The sequence below is a fragment of the Gordonia marina genome (assembly GCF_052036135.1).
Classification (GTDB): Bacteria; Actinomycetota; Actinomycetes; order Mycobacteriales; family Mycobacteriaceae; genus Gordonia.
The window spans coordinates 22,416-36,601 of record NZ_JBPSDN010000037.1; the positions used below are offsets into that span (position 1 = coordinate 22,416).

The window sequence follows — 14,186 nt, forward strand, 5'->3', positions numbered from 1 at the left end:
GCCGCGCCTTGGTGCCACTCGGCGTTGTCACGATGTGCCCGCCCTCTCAGTCGGGAAGAAACGGTGGGCGCCGTCTCAGCGCGGTGCCGCCGAAGTCGTCGGCGATCACCGCGGCGAGTTCCACGAAGGCCCGCCGGGTCTTGCGATTGAGGAGTTCGAGGTCGATGTCGGCGCCCTCGGCGAGGTGGTCGTCGAAGCCGATCGGCTGCACCGCGCGGCACCGGGTGAGGAAGTGCTGGGCCAGCTGATCGGTGTCGATCGACGACGATCCCGGCCGCGCCGAACTCAGCACGACGACGCACCGCGGGATCAGGTGACCGAAGCCGTGCCCGGCCAGCCAGTCGAGGGTGGCGCCGGCGCTGCGCGCCCCGTCCAGCGCCGGCGAGCTGACCAGGATCAGGGCATCCGCCAGGTCGAGGACACCGCTCATCGCGTCGTGGCTCAGGCCGGTACCGCAGTCGGTGATCACGATGTTGTAGTAGCGCTGGAGTATCGCCATCACCCCGCGGTACTCGCGCTCGGTGAACGCCTCGGCGGCCGCCGGATCCCGTTCGGAGGCGAGTACCTCTAGCCGGCTGGGTGCCTGCGAGGTGTGCGCTCGCACGTCGGAGTAGCGGTGGATGGCCGGATCGGCGAGCAGATCGCGGACGGTCGAGTCGGTCTGCAGCGGAATGCGTTGCGCCAGCGTGCCCAGGTCGGGATTGGCGTCGATGGCGATCACCCGGTCGCCGCGCAGGGCGGCGAAGGTGGAACCGAGGCCGACGGTCGTGGTCGTCTTGCCGACACCGCCCTTGAGTGACAGCACGGCGATCCGGTAGTCGCCGCGTACCGGGCGCCGGAGCCGTTCCAGCAGCTCCTGGTACTCCAGCTCGGCCGGGGACTCGCCCGGATTGACCAGTCCGCCGGACACGTTGTGCACCGCGCGCCGCCAGCCGCCGGCCGGGGCGCGCCGGGCCTTGCGGAGCAGGGCCACCTGATCCAGCGCGGGGCCGGGAGCGTAGTGCGGGGGCGCGTCGTGCTCGGGTCCGCCGTGTGCGGGTCCGCTGTACTCGGGTCCGCCGTGTGCGGGTCCGGAGTGCTCGGGCGCGGGTCCGGCGGGTCCGGGAGCCGGTCGTCCGGGCGTGGCCGGCCGGACCGGCGGTACGGGAACGGCCGCTGCCGGTCGTGCCGGGAGGTGCGGGGAACCGACGGCCGGGTGCCCGGACGGCGGCGCGGACGGATAGGCGGTGTCGGCGGGTCGTGCCTGGGGCGGTCCGTCGGGTACCCCGACCCTGGACAGGTCGACGCGGACGTCGTCGTCACTGAGCCACGGCGGCAGCGCCACGGGTGTGTCGGTCATGGTGATCCCCCTTGTCGTGCCGGTCGGGCCGGGGATTCCGGCCGGCCGGGAGCCGAACGCTACGCGCGCGGCGGCGCGCCACGCCCGGGAAACGGAGGATGGAACCGGAACGGCGGCCGGCGCGTCCAAGAGGGAATGCCTCCCGGCCGTGGCGGGCGGTGGTGGAGGAGATTTCCGGTGAAACAGGGAACCGGAATCGCCGCCGGTGCGTCTAAACCTCATGACGAAACTCGATGACGACCCGCTCCGCCCCGACTCCGACGCCGCACCTCCGGCGCCCGAGCTCTCGTACGCGTCCTCGCCGTGCGGTTCGCTGTCGGTCACGACGACCGCCGAGGGCCTGCCGGTGGGGCTGCGGATAGCGCAGTCGCAACTCGCCGTCAGCCTCGACGTGCTGGCGCGGCGGATCGTCGTGCTCTGCCGGCTGGCCCGCGGCGACGGCGCGCATCGGCGGCGTCTCGCCCTGGCCGAGGCGGGTGTCGACGCGGAAGTGCTCGACGCGCTCGGGTTGCCGGACCGCGCGGAGCTGGTGCGGCTGGAGGACGACGCCGACCGGTGGTGCCGGGAGCAGGTGCGGTCGTGACCGCCGCGATGGACGCGATCGTCGCGCAGGCCGGTGCGCACCTGGCGGCACTGGAACGGATCCAGCACGACCTGAACGCGCTGTCGGTGACCAGCCGGACCGACGGCGGCCGGATCGTCGTCCGGGTCGACGCGGCCGGCGGGCTCGCCGATGTGCGCCTGCTACCCGGTGCCGGTAACGGCGACGCGGCGCACTTGGCCCGGCTGATCGTGGAGGCGGCGGCCGCCGGGGCCCGCGAACTGCGGGCGCGGCAGGCCGAGCTCACGGGCGATTTCCTCGCCGAATTCGGCGACACGCCGGAACCGGAGGGAACCGGCGGGGGCTCCGCCGCGTCCAACTATCACGCACCCGCCGGGCGAGCCGGCGGGACCGTACCGATCGAGGGGGAACGATGAACCAGCTGACCGTCGTCACACAGGCAGTCGAGTCGTTCGCGGCCACGGCCGCGGCGCTCGGTGCCGCCACCGCGGCCGCGGGCACCGCCGACTGCGCGGCGCAGACCGCGGTGATGACCACCGCCTTCGGCGTCATCGGCCAGGAGTTCCTGGGAGCGTTCGCCGTCGCCCAGGCCAACCACCTCGCGTCCGTCGGGCAGCTCGCCGCCGTGCACTCGGCCACCGCCGCCGCGGCCCTGGCCGGACTGGGCGCGCTGACCGGCGCCGACGGCGCCGGCGCGGCCGGAATCGCGTCGGCATGAGCGAGCACGGCGGGTCCGGAACCGTCCTGCACCAACCCGCCCTCGGCGCCCTGCACGAACCCGCCGTCAGCGTCCTGCATGAACCCACCCTCGGCGACCTGCTCGCGCCCACCGGACTGACCGCGCTGCTCGACCGCACCCCCTCGGAACTGCTCCGCGATCTGCCCGACCTCGGCGCGCTCTTCGCTCCGCCCGGCCTGCCCGAGCTGCCCGCCCTGCCACCGCTCGATCCGCTCGCCCTGCTGGAACCGCTGCGCAAGTTGCTCGGATCGTTCGGCACCGGGACGCTGCCGAGCAGCAGTGACCCGACGACGATGCTCACCGGGCTGGCGCAGACCCTGCAATCCGGAGCCGGGGCGGCGACCACGGCGCTCAAAGCGCTCGACGGTCTGTGGTCGGGACAGTCGGGTCAGCGTGCCGCCGCCAAGTCGGCGATGTCGGCCGCCGATAGCGGGACGCTCGCCGCGCAGGGCACGTCGATGGCCGCGAACATCCAGGGTGGACTGTCCATCGTCGGCGCCGGGCTGGCCCAGTTGACCTCGGTGATCGTCAAGACGGCCGGGCTCATCGCCGGCACCATGCCGGCCATTCTCACGCCGCCGGGGCAACTCGCCGCGCTGGGTTTTGCCGCGGAAGGACTCGCCGAGGGCCTCGCGGTGATCGCGGCCACCCGTGCGCAACTGGCCGCGCCGACCGCCAAGATGGCCGTCGACGGAACCAAGGTTCCGGTCACGTCGCCACCGGTCACGCTCGGCCAGCTCTCCGGCCTGATCGACGCCGCGTTACCGCTCGTCTCGTCCGGTCTGCAACTCGCGGGCACGTTGCTGACCTCGGCCACCGGGCCAGGGACGACGCCCGCGGGCACACCGGCCACTCCGAGTCCGGCTCCGGCGGTCCCCGCGCCGGCGGGCACCGGGACCACGACACCCAGCGGCGGCTCCCCGGCACCCACCGCGCCGCCGACCGTGCGCCCCTCGGGGCTGCCCGGCGGCGGTGGCGCTGCCGGCGGGGGACTCGGCGGTGGCGGAGGAGTGCCCGCCGTCGAGCCCGTCCTCGGGGACCGGCCGGTCAGCGTGGAGCCGGCCACCGGTGCGACACCCTCGTCGGGGTCGACGGCCGCGGGGTGGACCCGCCCGGTCGCCGCCGCGCCGATGGCGCCGTTCGCGCCGATGGCCCCCGCCGCCGGGGGCGGAGTTCGGGGTACGACGGCCGCCCGGACCGCCGTGCTCGCCGCGGTGCCCGACGGTGCGACGGGTACCGGCGCCGTTCTCGGCGAGGTGGCGCCGCCGCCGGTGATCGTCGACGTCGACTTCACGATCGACGCCCCGGGCGCCCCGGTGTGAGGGCACGGCGACCAGGACTGACCGACCGGACCCGTCCAGTGGTCCGGCGGCGATGAAGAAAGAAACGAATAGGAGCAGGCAATGGCACACGGACTCAATCTCGACCTCGGGGCCGGTCAGGCCGCGGCGTCGAGCATCAAGGCGATCGTGGGTGACATGCGCGGCGTGATCGGCCGCATCAAGACCTCGGCGGCGAGCGGCATGGGGGACTGGGTCGGCAAGGCGGCGTCGTCGTTCGACGTCACCCACACCGACTGGCACGCCACCGCGGTGAATCTGGAGCACGCCCTCGACGACATCGAGCGCAAGCTCACCACCGGCTTCCTCGGGTACGAGGATCAGGACACCGACGCCGGCAACACGATCGTGTCGGCCGCCGCCGGTGGCCTCAATCTCTGACCCGGCGACACCAACCACCACTATCCACGGGGGAACAATGAACATCCGCTACAACTTCGAGAATCTCGGGACCCTCTCGGGCGACCTGAAGAACCAGTTCGCGCAGCTCGAGCAGCTGTCCGGACAGCTCAAGAAGCAGGTCCACAGTCTGGCCGCGAACTGGGAGTCCGGGGGTGCGGTCGACTACCTCGCCGCGCAGCAGCGCTGGGACTCGCTGTTCGCCGACGCGCGCACCCGTCTCGACGGCCTCGGGACCGGCGTCGCGAAGGCCAGCACCCGGATGCACGAGACCGATCAGCGGGTCGGCAAGTCATTCGGGGTGTGACCTGCTGCTCCGGCCCCGATTCCCGGCCCACCGGATCGGGGCCGGAGCGCCGCCGGACGGCGCCGCGTTTGGCACGATGGGACGGGTGTCGGATGCTGTCGTCAGCCTGATCGTCCTCGGCGTGACGGTCGCACTCTTCGTGTGGAACCGGTTGCCGGTGGGGATCGTGGCCGTCGGCTCCGCGCTCGTGTTGTACTTCTGCGGCCTGATCAGCGTCGACGACGTGACCGCGGGCCTGGGTGCGTCGGTCATCGCTTTCATCGCGGCGCTGTTCGTCGTCACCGCGGGGCTGGAGGCCTCCGGGATCACCGCCTGGATCGGCGGCGCGATGAGCCGCGTCGCCGGCACGTCGCCGCTGCGGGTGACCGCGGCGATCACGGTGCTTGCGGCGATCCTCAGCGCGCTGATCACGGTGAACGGTGCGGCCGCCGCCCTGGTCCCGGTCGCGGTCGCCATCACCCGGCATGCGGGGCTGCTGCCCTCGCGGGTGCTGATCCCGCTCGCCTTCGCCGCCAGTGCGGGTGCGTTGCTGACGTTGTCGGGAAGTCCGGTCAACGTGATCATCGACGAGGCCGCGGTCGCCGCGACCGGCCGGGGATTCGGCTTCTTCGAGTTCGCATTGGTGGGGCTGCCGATTCTGGCGGTGACGGTCGGTCTCTCCGTGCTGCTGGGTGGCCGGTTGCTGCCCGAGCGCGCCTCGCAGAACCTGCTCGCCGACTTGCGCGACTACCTCGGCGACGTGATGGACCACTACGACCTGGACCGGCGTGTCTACCGGCTCCGCGTCGAGGCGGGTTCGGCGGCGATCGGCGTCAGTTCGCGGGATGTCGTCGACGAATCTCCTGTCGTGCTGCTCGGCACCCAGCACGGTTCCGCCGCGCGGGTCGTGGGGGCGGGGCGGCCGCTCGCCGACGGTGATGTGCTGGTGGTCGCGGGGGCCGACGGCGACGTCAAGGGACTGGCGCTGCGGTGCGGGCTGGTCGTCGAGGACATCGCGGCGCGCCGCGGCCGGCAGCTCGTCGACCGCGACGCCGGGATCAGCGAGGTGGTGATACCGCCGCGTTCGCCGCTCGTCGGGACTCCGGCGTTTCCGGGCATGGTACGGCCGGACGACGACTTGCTGGTGCTGTCGATCAGGCGACGGAACAAGGACGTCGGGACCCGGGTGGATCTCGCCGAGGGCGACACCCTGCTGGTGCAGGGCCGGTGGCCGGCCATCGAGTCGCTCGACGACAGCCACGAGGTCCTGGTGGTGGGCTCATCCGAGCAGCTCCGGCGGCAGACGGCGGGCCTGGCGCGTACGGCGCCGCGCGCGGCGGTCATCATGGTCGGGACCATCGCGCTGCTCGCGTCGGGGGTGGTGCCTCCGGTCGTGGCGGCGCTGCTCGGGGCGGTGGCGATGGTGGGCACCGGGGTGCTCCGGTCCGAGCAGGCGTACCGGGCGATCTCCTGGTCCACTCTCGTGCTCATCGCGGCGCTGATGCCGATGTCGTCGGCGATCGCCGACAGCGGCGGGGCCGAACTGATCGCCAGGCCGATCGTCGCGCTCGCCGAGGGCCGCAGCCCCTATCTGCTGCTGGCCGCGCTCTTCGTGTTGACGGCGGTGCTCGGCCAGTTCATCTCGAACGCGGCCACGGTGCTCATCGTGATCCCGGTCGCGCTGGCCGCTGCCGCGCAGGTGCACGTCGATCCTCGCCCGGTGCTGATGCTGGTCTGCGTGGCCGGTGCCGCCTCACTCCTCACCCCCATCGCGACCCCCGCGAACATGATCGTGATGGGTCCGGGCGGCTACCGATTCGGCGACTACTGGCGCCTCGGCGCCGTGCTCATGGCCGCCTGGCTGGTGGTCGCGGTCTTCGTGATTCCGGTCTTCTGGCCGTTCCGCCCGTAACTCGAATATCCGGCCGGGCGCGTACGCGGACCGATCGTGCCGCACCGAGGCCGCCGCACTACGCTGGCGGGGTATTTGCCGCCGCGATCGGTTCGTGGCCGGCACGGAGCTGGAGAGGAACATCCCATGTCTGCAGAGGGATCTAAGAAGGCGATCATCGCGGCCCTCGCCGCGAACGCCGGGATCGCCGCGGCCAAGTTCGTCGGCTTCGCGATCACCGGATCGTCGTCGATGCTCGCCGAGGGCGTGCACTCGGTGGCCGACACCTCCAACCAGGGGCTGCTGCTGCTCGGCCAGAAACGGGCCGCGAAGCAGGCCGATGAGCTGCACCCGTTCGGCTACGGGCGGGCCCGCTACTTCTATTCCTTCGTCGTCGCCCTGGTGATCTTCTCGCTGGGCTCGCTGTTCGCGCTGTACGAGGGCGCGGAGAAGATCCGCCACTCGCACGACCACGGCCTGGAATCGCCGATCGTCGCCGTCGTGATCCTGCTGGTCGCGATCGGCCTCGAGGGGTACAGCTTCTTCACCGCGCAGAAGGAGTCGCGCCCGCTCAAGGGCGACGCGTCGTGGTGGCGGTTCATCCGGAACTCCCGCAACCCGGAGCTGCCGGTGGTGTTGCTCGAAGACTCCGGCGCCCTGATCGGTCTGGTGCTGGCGCTCGGCGGCGTCGGCCTGACCATGGCGACCGGGGACCCGGTGTGGGACGGCATCGGCACCGTGGCGATCGGTGTGCTGCTCGGCGCCATCGCCATCGTCCTGATGACCGAGATGAAGAGCCTCCTGATCGGCGAGGGCGCCACCGAACCGGAGGACCTGGCCATCCGGGCGGCGCTGGTCGGCGGCGGCGTCGACCGTGTCATCCACCTGAAGACGCAGTATCTGGGCCCCGAGGAAATGCTGCTCGCCGCGAAGATCGCGATCTCACCGGGCTCGACGGCCACCGAGATCGCGACCGCCATCGACGACGCCGAAGCACGCGTGCGGGCCGCTGTCCCGCAGACCCGGGTGATCTACCTGGAACCGGACATCGATCGCGGATCGGATGCGGCCGGGGCCTCCTCCACATCGAGCACGTCCTGACCGCGGGACTACCGCGGACGGACCGATTCGGGCCGACACCTGGCGAAAAGCGCCGTACTGGCGCGGGTGCTTCGCTAGGTTGAACGCGACCCGTTCCCGGCGCCGCGTGCGCCCGAACCCGTGAGGAGGCCCGATGAGCAACCCTTTTCTTCGGGTGAAATCGGTTGAACAGTCGATCTCGGACACCGACGAACCGGAGACCAAACTCCGGAGAGACCTGACGTGGCTGGACCTCACGGTCTTCGGTGTCGCGGTGGTGGTCGGCGCCGGTATCTTCACCCTCACGGCGCAGACCGCCGGAAACATCGCGGGTCCGTCGGTCTCGCTCGCCTTCGTCCTCGCGGCGATCGCGTGCGGCCTCGCGGCCCTCTGCTACGCCGAGTTCGCCTCCACCGTGCCCGTCGCCGGCAGCGCGTACACCTTCTCGTACGCGACCTTCGGCGAGTTCGTCGCCTGGATCATCGGCTGGGACCTGATCCTGGAGTTCGCCCTCGCCGCGTCCGTGGTCGCCAAGGGCTGGTCGAACTATCTGAACGAGTTCCTGTGCCTGATCGCCGGGCGGCAGTCCTCGGACACCAACTTCACCGTCATCACCTGGGGTAACGCCGAGAAGCCGTTCGGCGCCTTCGACTGGGGTGCGGTGCTGCTGATCGCGGTGCTGACGCTGCTGCTGGTGCTGGGCACCAAGCTCTCGTCGATCGTGTCGCTGATCATCACCGCGATCAAGGTCGCGGTGGTGCTGCTGGTGATCATCGTCGGCGCCTTCTACATCACGCCGAAGAATTACACCCCGTACATTCCCCCGTCCGCGCCGGCGGCGGATTCCGCGACAGGTCTGCACCAGACATTGTTCTCCCTGGTCACCGGTGCCGGCGGCTCCACCTACGGCTGGTACGGCCTGCTGGCGGCGGCGTCGCTGGTGTTCTTCGCCTTCATCGGCTTCGACGTCGTCGCCACCACGGCGGAGGAAGCGCGCGATCCGCAGAAGGACCTGCCCCGCGGCATCCTCGGTTCGCTCGCGATCGTCACCGTCCTGTACGTCGGCGTGACCCTGGTCCTGACCGGAATGGTGAAGTACACCGATCTGAAGGGTGAGCACTCGACACTCGCGACGGCCTTCGGGATCCACCACATCACCTGGGCGCAGTGGCTGATCGTGATCGGCGGTCTGGCCGGCCTTACCACGGTCGTCATGGTGATGCTGCTCGGCCAGACCCGTGTCGGCTTCGCCATGGCGCGCGACGGGCTCTTCCCGCGCGGCCTCGCCAAGACCGGCAGCCGCGGTACCCCGTTCCGCATCACCGTGCTCGTCGGCGTGGTGTCGGCGTTCCTGGCCGGCTTCTTCCCGATGGGTGAGCTGGGCGAGATGGTCAACATCGGCACACTGTTCGCCTTCGTCCTGGTGTCGATCGGGGTGATCGTGCTCCGCAAGACGCGGCCCGACCTCAAGCGTGGCTTCTCCGTGCCGTTCGTGCCGCTCGTGCCCATCCTCTCGGTGCTGGCCTGCGCCTGGCTGATGTTCAACCTGACCGCCCTCACCTGGATCCGGTTCGTGGTCTGGATGGCGATCGGGTTCGTGATCTACGTGGTGTACGGCATGAACCACTCGGCGGTCGGACTGCGCAGTCGCGGTGAGGTTCCGGGCTACACCGACGGTGTCGCGGCGATCATCAGCGCCGAGGACCTGGCCAGACCGCTCGACTCCCTCGGCCCGGACGACGCGCCGCCGGCGGGTTCCGCACCGACCGAGGCGAAGGGCGATAAGGCCGGCGACGACGGCTGACGCACCACCGCACGACCACCGGGCCGGTCCGCGACATCGCGGACCGGCCCGGCGTCTGTCCGCAGCGCAGGCTAGCCTGATGAACGACAATCCGAACGGCGTTCCTCCTCGGAGAACGTCCGGAGATTTCTGCTGTACACCGAGAGGGACTTTATGACCACCGCGCCCGACAGCGCACTGCACGCCGACGTCGTCAACGGGATCGACTTCAAGGTCGCCGACCTGGCGCTGGCCGAATACGGCCGCAAGGAGATCCGGCTCGCCGAGCACGAGATGCCCGGCCTGATGGAACTGCGTCGCGAATACCACGACGTCCAGCCGCTCAAGGGTGCCCGGATCTCCGGGTCGCTGCACATGACCGTGCAGACCGCCGTGCTCATCGAGACCCTCGTCGCGCTCGGCGCACAGGTGCGCTGGGCGTCGTGCAACATCTTCTCCACCCAGGACGAGGCCGCCGCGGCGGTCGTCGTCGGCCCGCACGGCACCCCGGAGGCGCCGCAGGGCGTTCCGGTGTTCGCCTGGAAGGGCGAGAGCCTGGAGGAGTACTGGTGGGCCGCCGACCAGATGCTCACCTGGCCGGCGGAGTCCGGCCCGGCCAACATGATCCTCGACGACGGCGGCGACGCCACCATGCTGGTGCTGCGCGGTGCCGAGTTCGAGAAGGCCGGCGTGGTGCCGCCGGACGACGACGGCTACTCGGCCGAGTACAAGGTGTTCCTCGCGCTGCTGCGCAAGACTCTCGCGGAGACCCCGAACAAGTGGACCGCCATCGCCGAATCGGTGCGCGGCGTCACCGAGGAGACCACCACCGGCGTGCTGCGCCTCTACCAGTTCGCCGCGGCCGGCGACCTCGCCTTCCCGGCGATCAACGTCAACGACTCGGTCACCAAGAGCAAGTTCGACAACAAGTACGGCACCCGCCACTCGCTGATCGACGGCATCAACCGCGGCACCGACGTCCTCATCGGCGGCAAGAAGGCGCTGGTCTGCGGCTACGGTGACGTCGGCAAGGGCTGCGCCGAGTCGCTCGCCGGTCAGGGCGCCCGCGTCCAGGTGACCGAGATCGACCCGATCAACGCGCTGCAGGCGCTGATGGACGGGTTCGACGTCGTCACCGTCGACGACGCGATCGGCGACGCCGACATCGTCGTCACGTCGACCGGCAACAAGGACATCATCCTGTTCGAGCACATGGGCAAGATGAAGAACCAGGCCATCCTGGGCAACATCGGCCACTTCGACAACGAGATCGACATGGCCGGCCTGGAATCCGCCGAGGGTATGACCCGCATCAACATCAAGCCCCAGGTGGATCAGTGGGTGTTCCCGGACGGGCACTCGATCATCGTGCTGTCCGAGGGTCGCCTGCTGAATCTCGGCAACGCCACCGGCCACCCGTCGTTCGTGATGAGCAACAGCTTCTCCAACCAGGTGATCGCGCAGATCGAACTCTGGACCAAGAACGACGAGTACGACAACGAGGTGTACCGCCTCCCCAAGCACCTCGACGAGAAGGTCGCGCGCATCCACGTCGAGGCGCTCGGCGGCACGCTGACCAAGCTCAGCAAGGAGCAGGCCGAGTACATCGGGGTGGACGTCGAAGGGCCGTACAAGCCTGAGCACTACCGCTACTGATTCGTCAGTGCGCGGGCGGCCCGCCTCGCACATGTCCTTCTTCGGCCCTTCGATGTCGGTGTCTAGAATCCGCGCCCGTCTCGAGCCACAGAAGGATATGCGCGAGGCGGGCCTCTCTCGTCGGGTCGGTCGCGAGTGCTCAGCGGGCTTGCCCGGTGGAATGGAGTGTGTGGCTCCGTGTTCGGGTTGGTGGTTGTAGCCGCCCGTTGAGCCGGTGAGGAACGAAGTGACGAGCCGTGTCGAAACGCCCACCTGGCGGGGGACGTTCTGAAGCGATGCTGGATCGGAGATCGTTCTCGCCCTCTTGTCAGGGGTGCCGGGCACCCATTTCTCGTTCTCGCGCCCTCGGCAGTGGGGGCGAGAACGAGGGACCGGGCGAAGGGGGCGAGAGTTCGGTGCTCGGGCAGGAGGCGTGCGCGAGGTCGGGGCTTGTCCGGTGGAATCGAGTGCGTGGCTCCGTGTTCGAGACGGTGCCTGTAGCTGCCCGTTGAGCCGGTGAGGAACGAAGTGACGAGCCGTGTCGAAACGCCCGCCCGACGGGGAATGCTGAGCTGAAGAGGGTTCCCGCTCCCGTGCCAGGGGGCCGGGCACCCGTTTCTCGTTCGTGAGCCGTCAGCTGTGGGCGGCGAGACGGCGATTCCCGCCCGGCAGGACCGGGCGGGAATCGTGGGAAGGCGCGCGGGGGCGTCGGTGGACTATTCGAGTTCCTTCTCGGCCTCGGCGAGGGCCGCGAACTCCTCGTCGGGGGAGTTCGCGACGAGATGGTGGCGGCTGTACAGCGCGAAGTAGAGCATGAACACGGCGATCGCGCCCACACAGCACAGTGCGGCGACGACGTCGACCAGGAACGTGGCGACGACCGCGACCAGAGCGATCACCAGCGCGACGCCCGTGGTGATCGTGCCGCCCGGCGTGCGGTAAGGACGCGTCATGTCCGGCTCGCGCCTGCGGAGCACGATGTGGCTGACCATCATGAGCACGTAGCTGATGGCCGCGGCGCACACCGCGACGTTGAGCAGGATGTCGCCCTTGCCGCTCATCGACAGCAGGAAACCGATCACGCCCGGCACGATGAGCGCCAGCGTGGGTGCCTTCCGGCGGTTCGTCACCGAGAGGACCGTGGGGAGGTATCCGGCGCGGGACAGGGCGAACAACTGACGCGAGTAGGCGTAGATCACCGAGAAGAAGCTGGCGATCAGGCCGGCGAGGCCGATGTAGTTGACCAGCTTCGCGGCCACCCCGCTGCCCAGCGAATCCACCAGCGGGCTGCCCGACCCGGAGACCAGGAGTGCGCCGCCGGCTCCGGTGGCCAGGATCAGCACGATCGCGCAGGTGATGATGAGGATCACCATCGCCGTGGTGATGCCCTTCGGCATGTTCTTCTCGGGGTTCTCCGTCTCCTCCGCGGCCAGCGTCACGCCCTCGATAGCCAGGAAGAACCAGATCGCGAACGGAATCGCCGCCCAGATGCCGATGAACCCGAATGGCAGGAACGACGATGCGCCCGCCGCGTGGGTGGCGGGGATGTCGGTGAAGTTCCCGGCGTCGAACTTGGTGAGCGCGGCGATCGCGAAGATGACGAGGCCGACCAGGGCCACCGCGGTGATACCGAACATCACCTTCAGTGCTTCGCCGACTCCGGCGAGGTGGATGCCGATGAAGATGGCATAGACGGCCAGGTAGACCCACCAGCCGTCTTTGATTCCGAAGATGTTGAGCGACTCGACATAGGCCCCGATGAAGGTGGCGATCGCGGCGGGCGCGATCGAATACTCGATCAGGATGGCGGTGCCGGTCGCGAATCCGCCCCAGGGACCGAGGGCACGCCGGGCGAAGGTGTAGCCGCCGCCCGCGGCGGGCAGCGAGGCCGACAACTCGGACATGCCGAGAACCAGGCAGAAGTACATCACCGCGATGACCACGACGGCGATGGCCAGACCGCCGAAACCGCCCTGCGCGAGGCCGAAGTTCCAGCCCGAGTAGTCGCCGGAGACCACGTAGCTGACGCCAAGTCCGGCGACGAGCACCCATCCCGCGGTTCCCCGCTTGAGCTGCCTCTTGTGTAAGTACTCGGCCGACTCGCGGTGGGCTTCGACACCTCCTGGCAAGTGACTCTCGTTCGATATCGACACGGTCGGCAACCTTTCTCAGCGGGGCAAGGGGGAACGTCGAGGGCATCCGGTCGTGGCGCCTCGAGGGTGGTGGCGGCGATAAGCCGCGAGTTTCAGTTCGGTGAAGCGGCGGGCCGGGCGCGGCCGAGGAGATCGTCGTGGTCGTACGCGAACCACGACGGATCGTCGAGGTACCGGCGACCGAGTGCGGCGGTCTCCGACGCGAGGTGTCCGCCGAGAAGCCGGGCGGGCTCGGCCTCCGGGTGGGTGCCGATCCAGGCGGTGATCATCAGACGCCGCAGCATGACGAAGGTCGGGATCTCCTCGATCGCCGCGGGCTCCAGGTCGCCGTTGGCGAGATAGCCCAGCAGCCACTGCTCGACGAGGTCCCCGGCGTCGTCGGCCGCCTCGTTCCAGGTGATGGTGGCGGCCAGGTCGGTCAGATACCAGCTCCAGCCGCAGTCGTCGAAGTCGATCACCACGATCTGGCGGTCGTCGACGATCAGATTGGACAGGCGGAGGTCCGAGTGCACGAGGCCGAATCGTTCGGAGCCGGTGCCGAACCGGGTGAGACGCTCGCGCACCTTCTCCTCGGCCCGCTCGATGCTTTCGCGGTCCTCGTCGGTGAGATTCGGCGCGTCGCGCCAGTCGCCCCACCGGCCCTCGCTGCCGAGCATGGTGCCGAGGTCCCAGCTGAATCGGCGGAATCCGTCCGGCGGGGTCCAGCCGCGCGCATGGCGATGCAGCTCGGCGGTGATCGATCCGAGGTGGAAGAAGTCGATTCCCGAGTCGGGTGACTCGGCGATCTCGCCCGGGATGAACTCGAAGGCGTCGACCAGCCGGGTCTCGTCGCCGCGGGTGACCTCGGCGACGTGAATCACCCCAGGTTTTCTGCCGCTCCTATACGGGGTGCAGCTCTCGGTTGAGGGCGGCGTAGTAGGCGGACTCGAACTCGGCGGGCGGGACCGTGCCGATGCTGGAGTGGAGCCTGTCATTGTTG

Annotated in this window: 13 protein-coding genes; 10 read left to right on the top strand and 3 right to left on the bottom strand. The window is 69.8% G+C overall.

Annotation, left to right across the window (positions count from 1 at the left end):
• Positions 1-46: 46 nt before the first annotated feature.
• Complete coding sequence (locus ACSEEN_RS18095) at positions 47-1,339, bottom strand: MinD/ParA family ATP-binding protein (protein WP_440713940.1); 1,293 nt, start codon at positions 1,337-1,339, stop codon at positions 47-49.
• Positions 1,340-1,559: 220 nt separating this feature from the next.
• On the opposite strand from ACSEEN_RS18095, the gene ACSEEN_RS18100 reads away from it, so the two are divergent.
• From ACSEEN_RS18100 to ahcY, 10 genes are all read left to right on the top strand, one after another.
• Positions 1,560-1,922, top strand: a complete 363-nt coding sequence (locus ACSEEN_RS18100; protein ID WP_247864895.1) for a hypothetical protein — start codon at positions 1,560-1,562, stop codon at positions 1,920-1,922.
• Positions 1,919-2,317 carry a YbaB/EbfC family nucleoid-associated protein gene (locus tag ACSEEN_RS18105; RefSeq protein ID WP_440713941.1) on the top strand — a complete coding sequence of 133 codons (399 nt, stop codon included), beginning with the start codon at positions 1,919-1,921 and terminating at the stop codon, positions 2,315-2,317. The genes ACSEEN_RS18100 and ACSEEN_RS18105 overlap by 4 nt, the downstream gene beginning before the upstream one ends.
• Positions 2,314-2,619 carry a type VII secretion target gene (locus tag ACSEEN_RS18110; RefSeq protein WP_298441986.1) on the top strand — a complete coding sequence of 102 codons (306 nt, stop codon included), beginning with the start codon at positions 2,314-2,316 and terminating at the stop codon, positions 2,617-2,619. The genes ACSEEN_RS18105 and ACSEEN_RS18110 overlap by 4 nt, the downstream gene beginning before the upstream one ends.
• On the top strand, positions 2,616-3,962 hold the full coding sequence (locus tag ACSEEN_RS18115) for a hypothetical protein (RefSeq protein WP_440713942.1): 1,347 nt from the start codon (positions 2,616-2,618) through the stop codon (positions 3,960-3,962). Before ACSEEN_RS18110 ends, ACSEEN_RS18115 begins: the two co-directional genes overlap by 4 nt.
• Positions 3,963-4,043: 81 nt before the next feature.
• A complete protein-coding gene (locus tag ACSEEN_RS18120) occupies positions 4,044-4,361 on the top strand; it encodes a WXG100 family type VII secretion target (protein ID WP_440713943.1) in 318 nt (105 codons plus the stop codon).
• Between the two features lie 37 nt (positions 4,362-4,398).
• Positions 4,399-4,686, top strand: coding sequence for a WXG100 family type VII secretion target (locus ACSEEN_RS18125; protein ID WP_247864890.1), 288 nt, complete (start codon positions 4,399-4,401; stop codon positions 4,684-4,686).
• 76 nt (positions 4,687-4,762) lie between these two features.
• A complete protein-coding gene (locus ACSEEN_RS18130; protein WP_440713944.1) occupies positions 4,763-6,577 on the top strand; it encodes an SLC13 family permease in 1,815 nt (604 codons plus the stop codon).
• A 126-nt stretch (positions 6,578-6,703) separates the two neighbouring features.
• Positions 6,704-7,657, top strand: a complete 954-nt coding sequence (locus ACSEEN_RS18135; protein ID WP_298441993.1) for a cation diffusion facilitator family transporter — start codon at positions 6,704-6,706, stop codon at positions 7,655-7,657.
• A gap of 133 nt (positions 7,658-7,790) precedes the next feature.
• On the top strand, positions 7,791-9,440 hold the full coding sequence (locus ACSEEN_RS18140) for an amino acid permease (RefSeq protein ID WP_298441995.1): 1,650 nt from the start codon (positions 7,791-7,793) through the stop codon (positions 9,438-9,440).
• A 153-nt stretch (positions 9,441-9,593) separates the two neighbouring features.
• Complete coding sequence (gene ahcY / locus ACSEEN_RS18145; RefSeq protein ID WP_440713945.1) at positions 9,594-11,075, top strand: adenosylhomocysteinase; 1,482 nt, start codon at positions 9,594-9,596, stop codon at positions 11,073-11,075.
• Between the two features lie 695 nt (positions 11,076-11,770).
• Here the strand turns inward: ahcY and eat are convergent.
• Entirely contained in the window at positions 11,771-13,207 is a 1,437-nt protein-coding gene (gene eat, locus ACSEEN_RS18150) for an ethanolamine permease (RefSeq protein ID WP_440713946.1), read from the bottom strand.
• A 92-nt stretch (positions 13,208-13,299) separates the two neighbouring features.
• Entirely contained in the window at positions 13,300-14,067 is a 768-nt protein-coding gene (locus ACSEEN_RS18155) for a phosphotransferase enzyme family protein (protein WP_440713947.1), read from the bottom strand.
• Between the last annotated feature and the right edge of the window lie 119 nt (positions 14,068-14,186).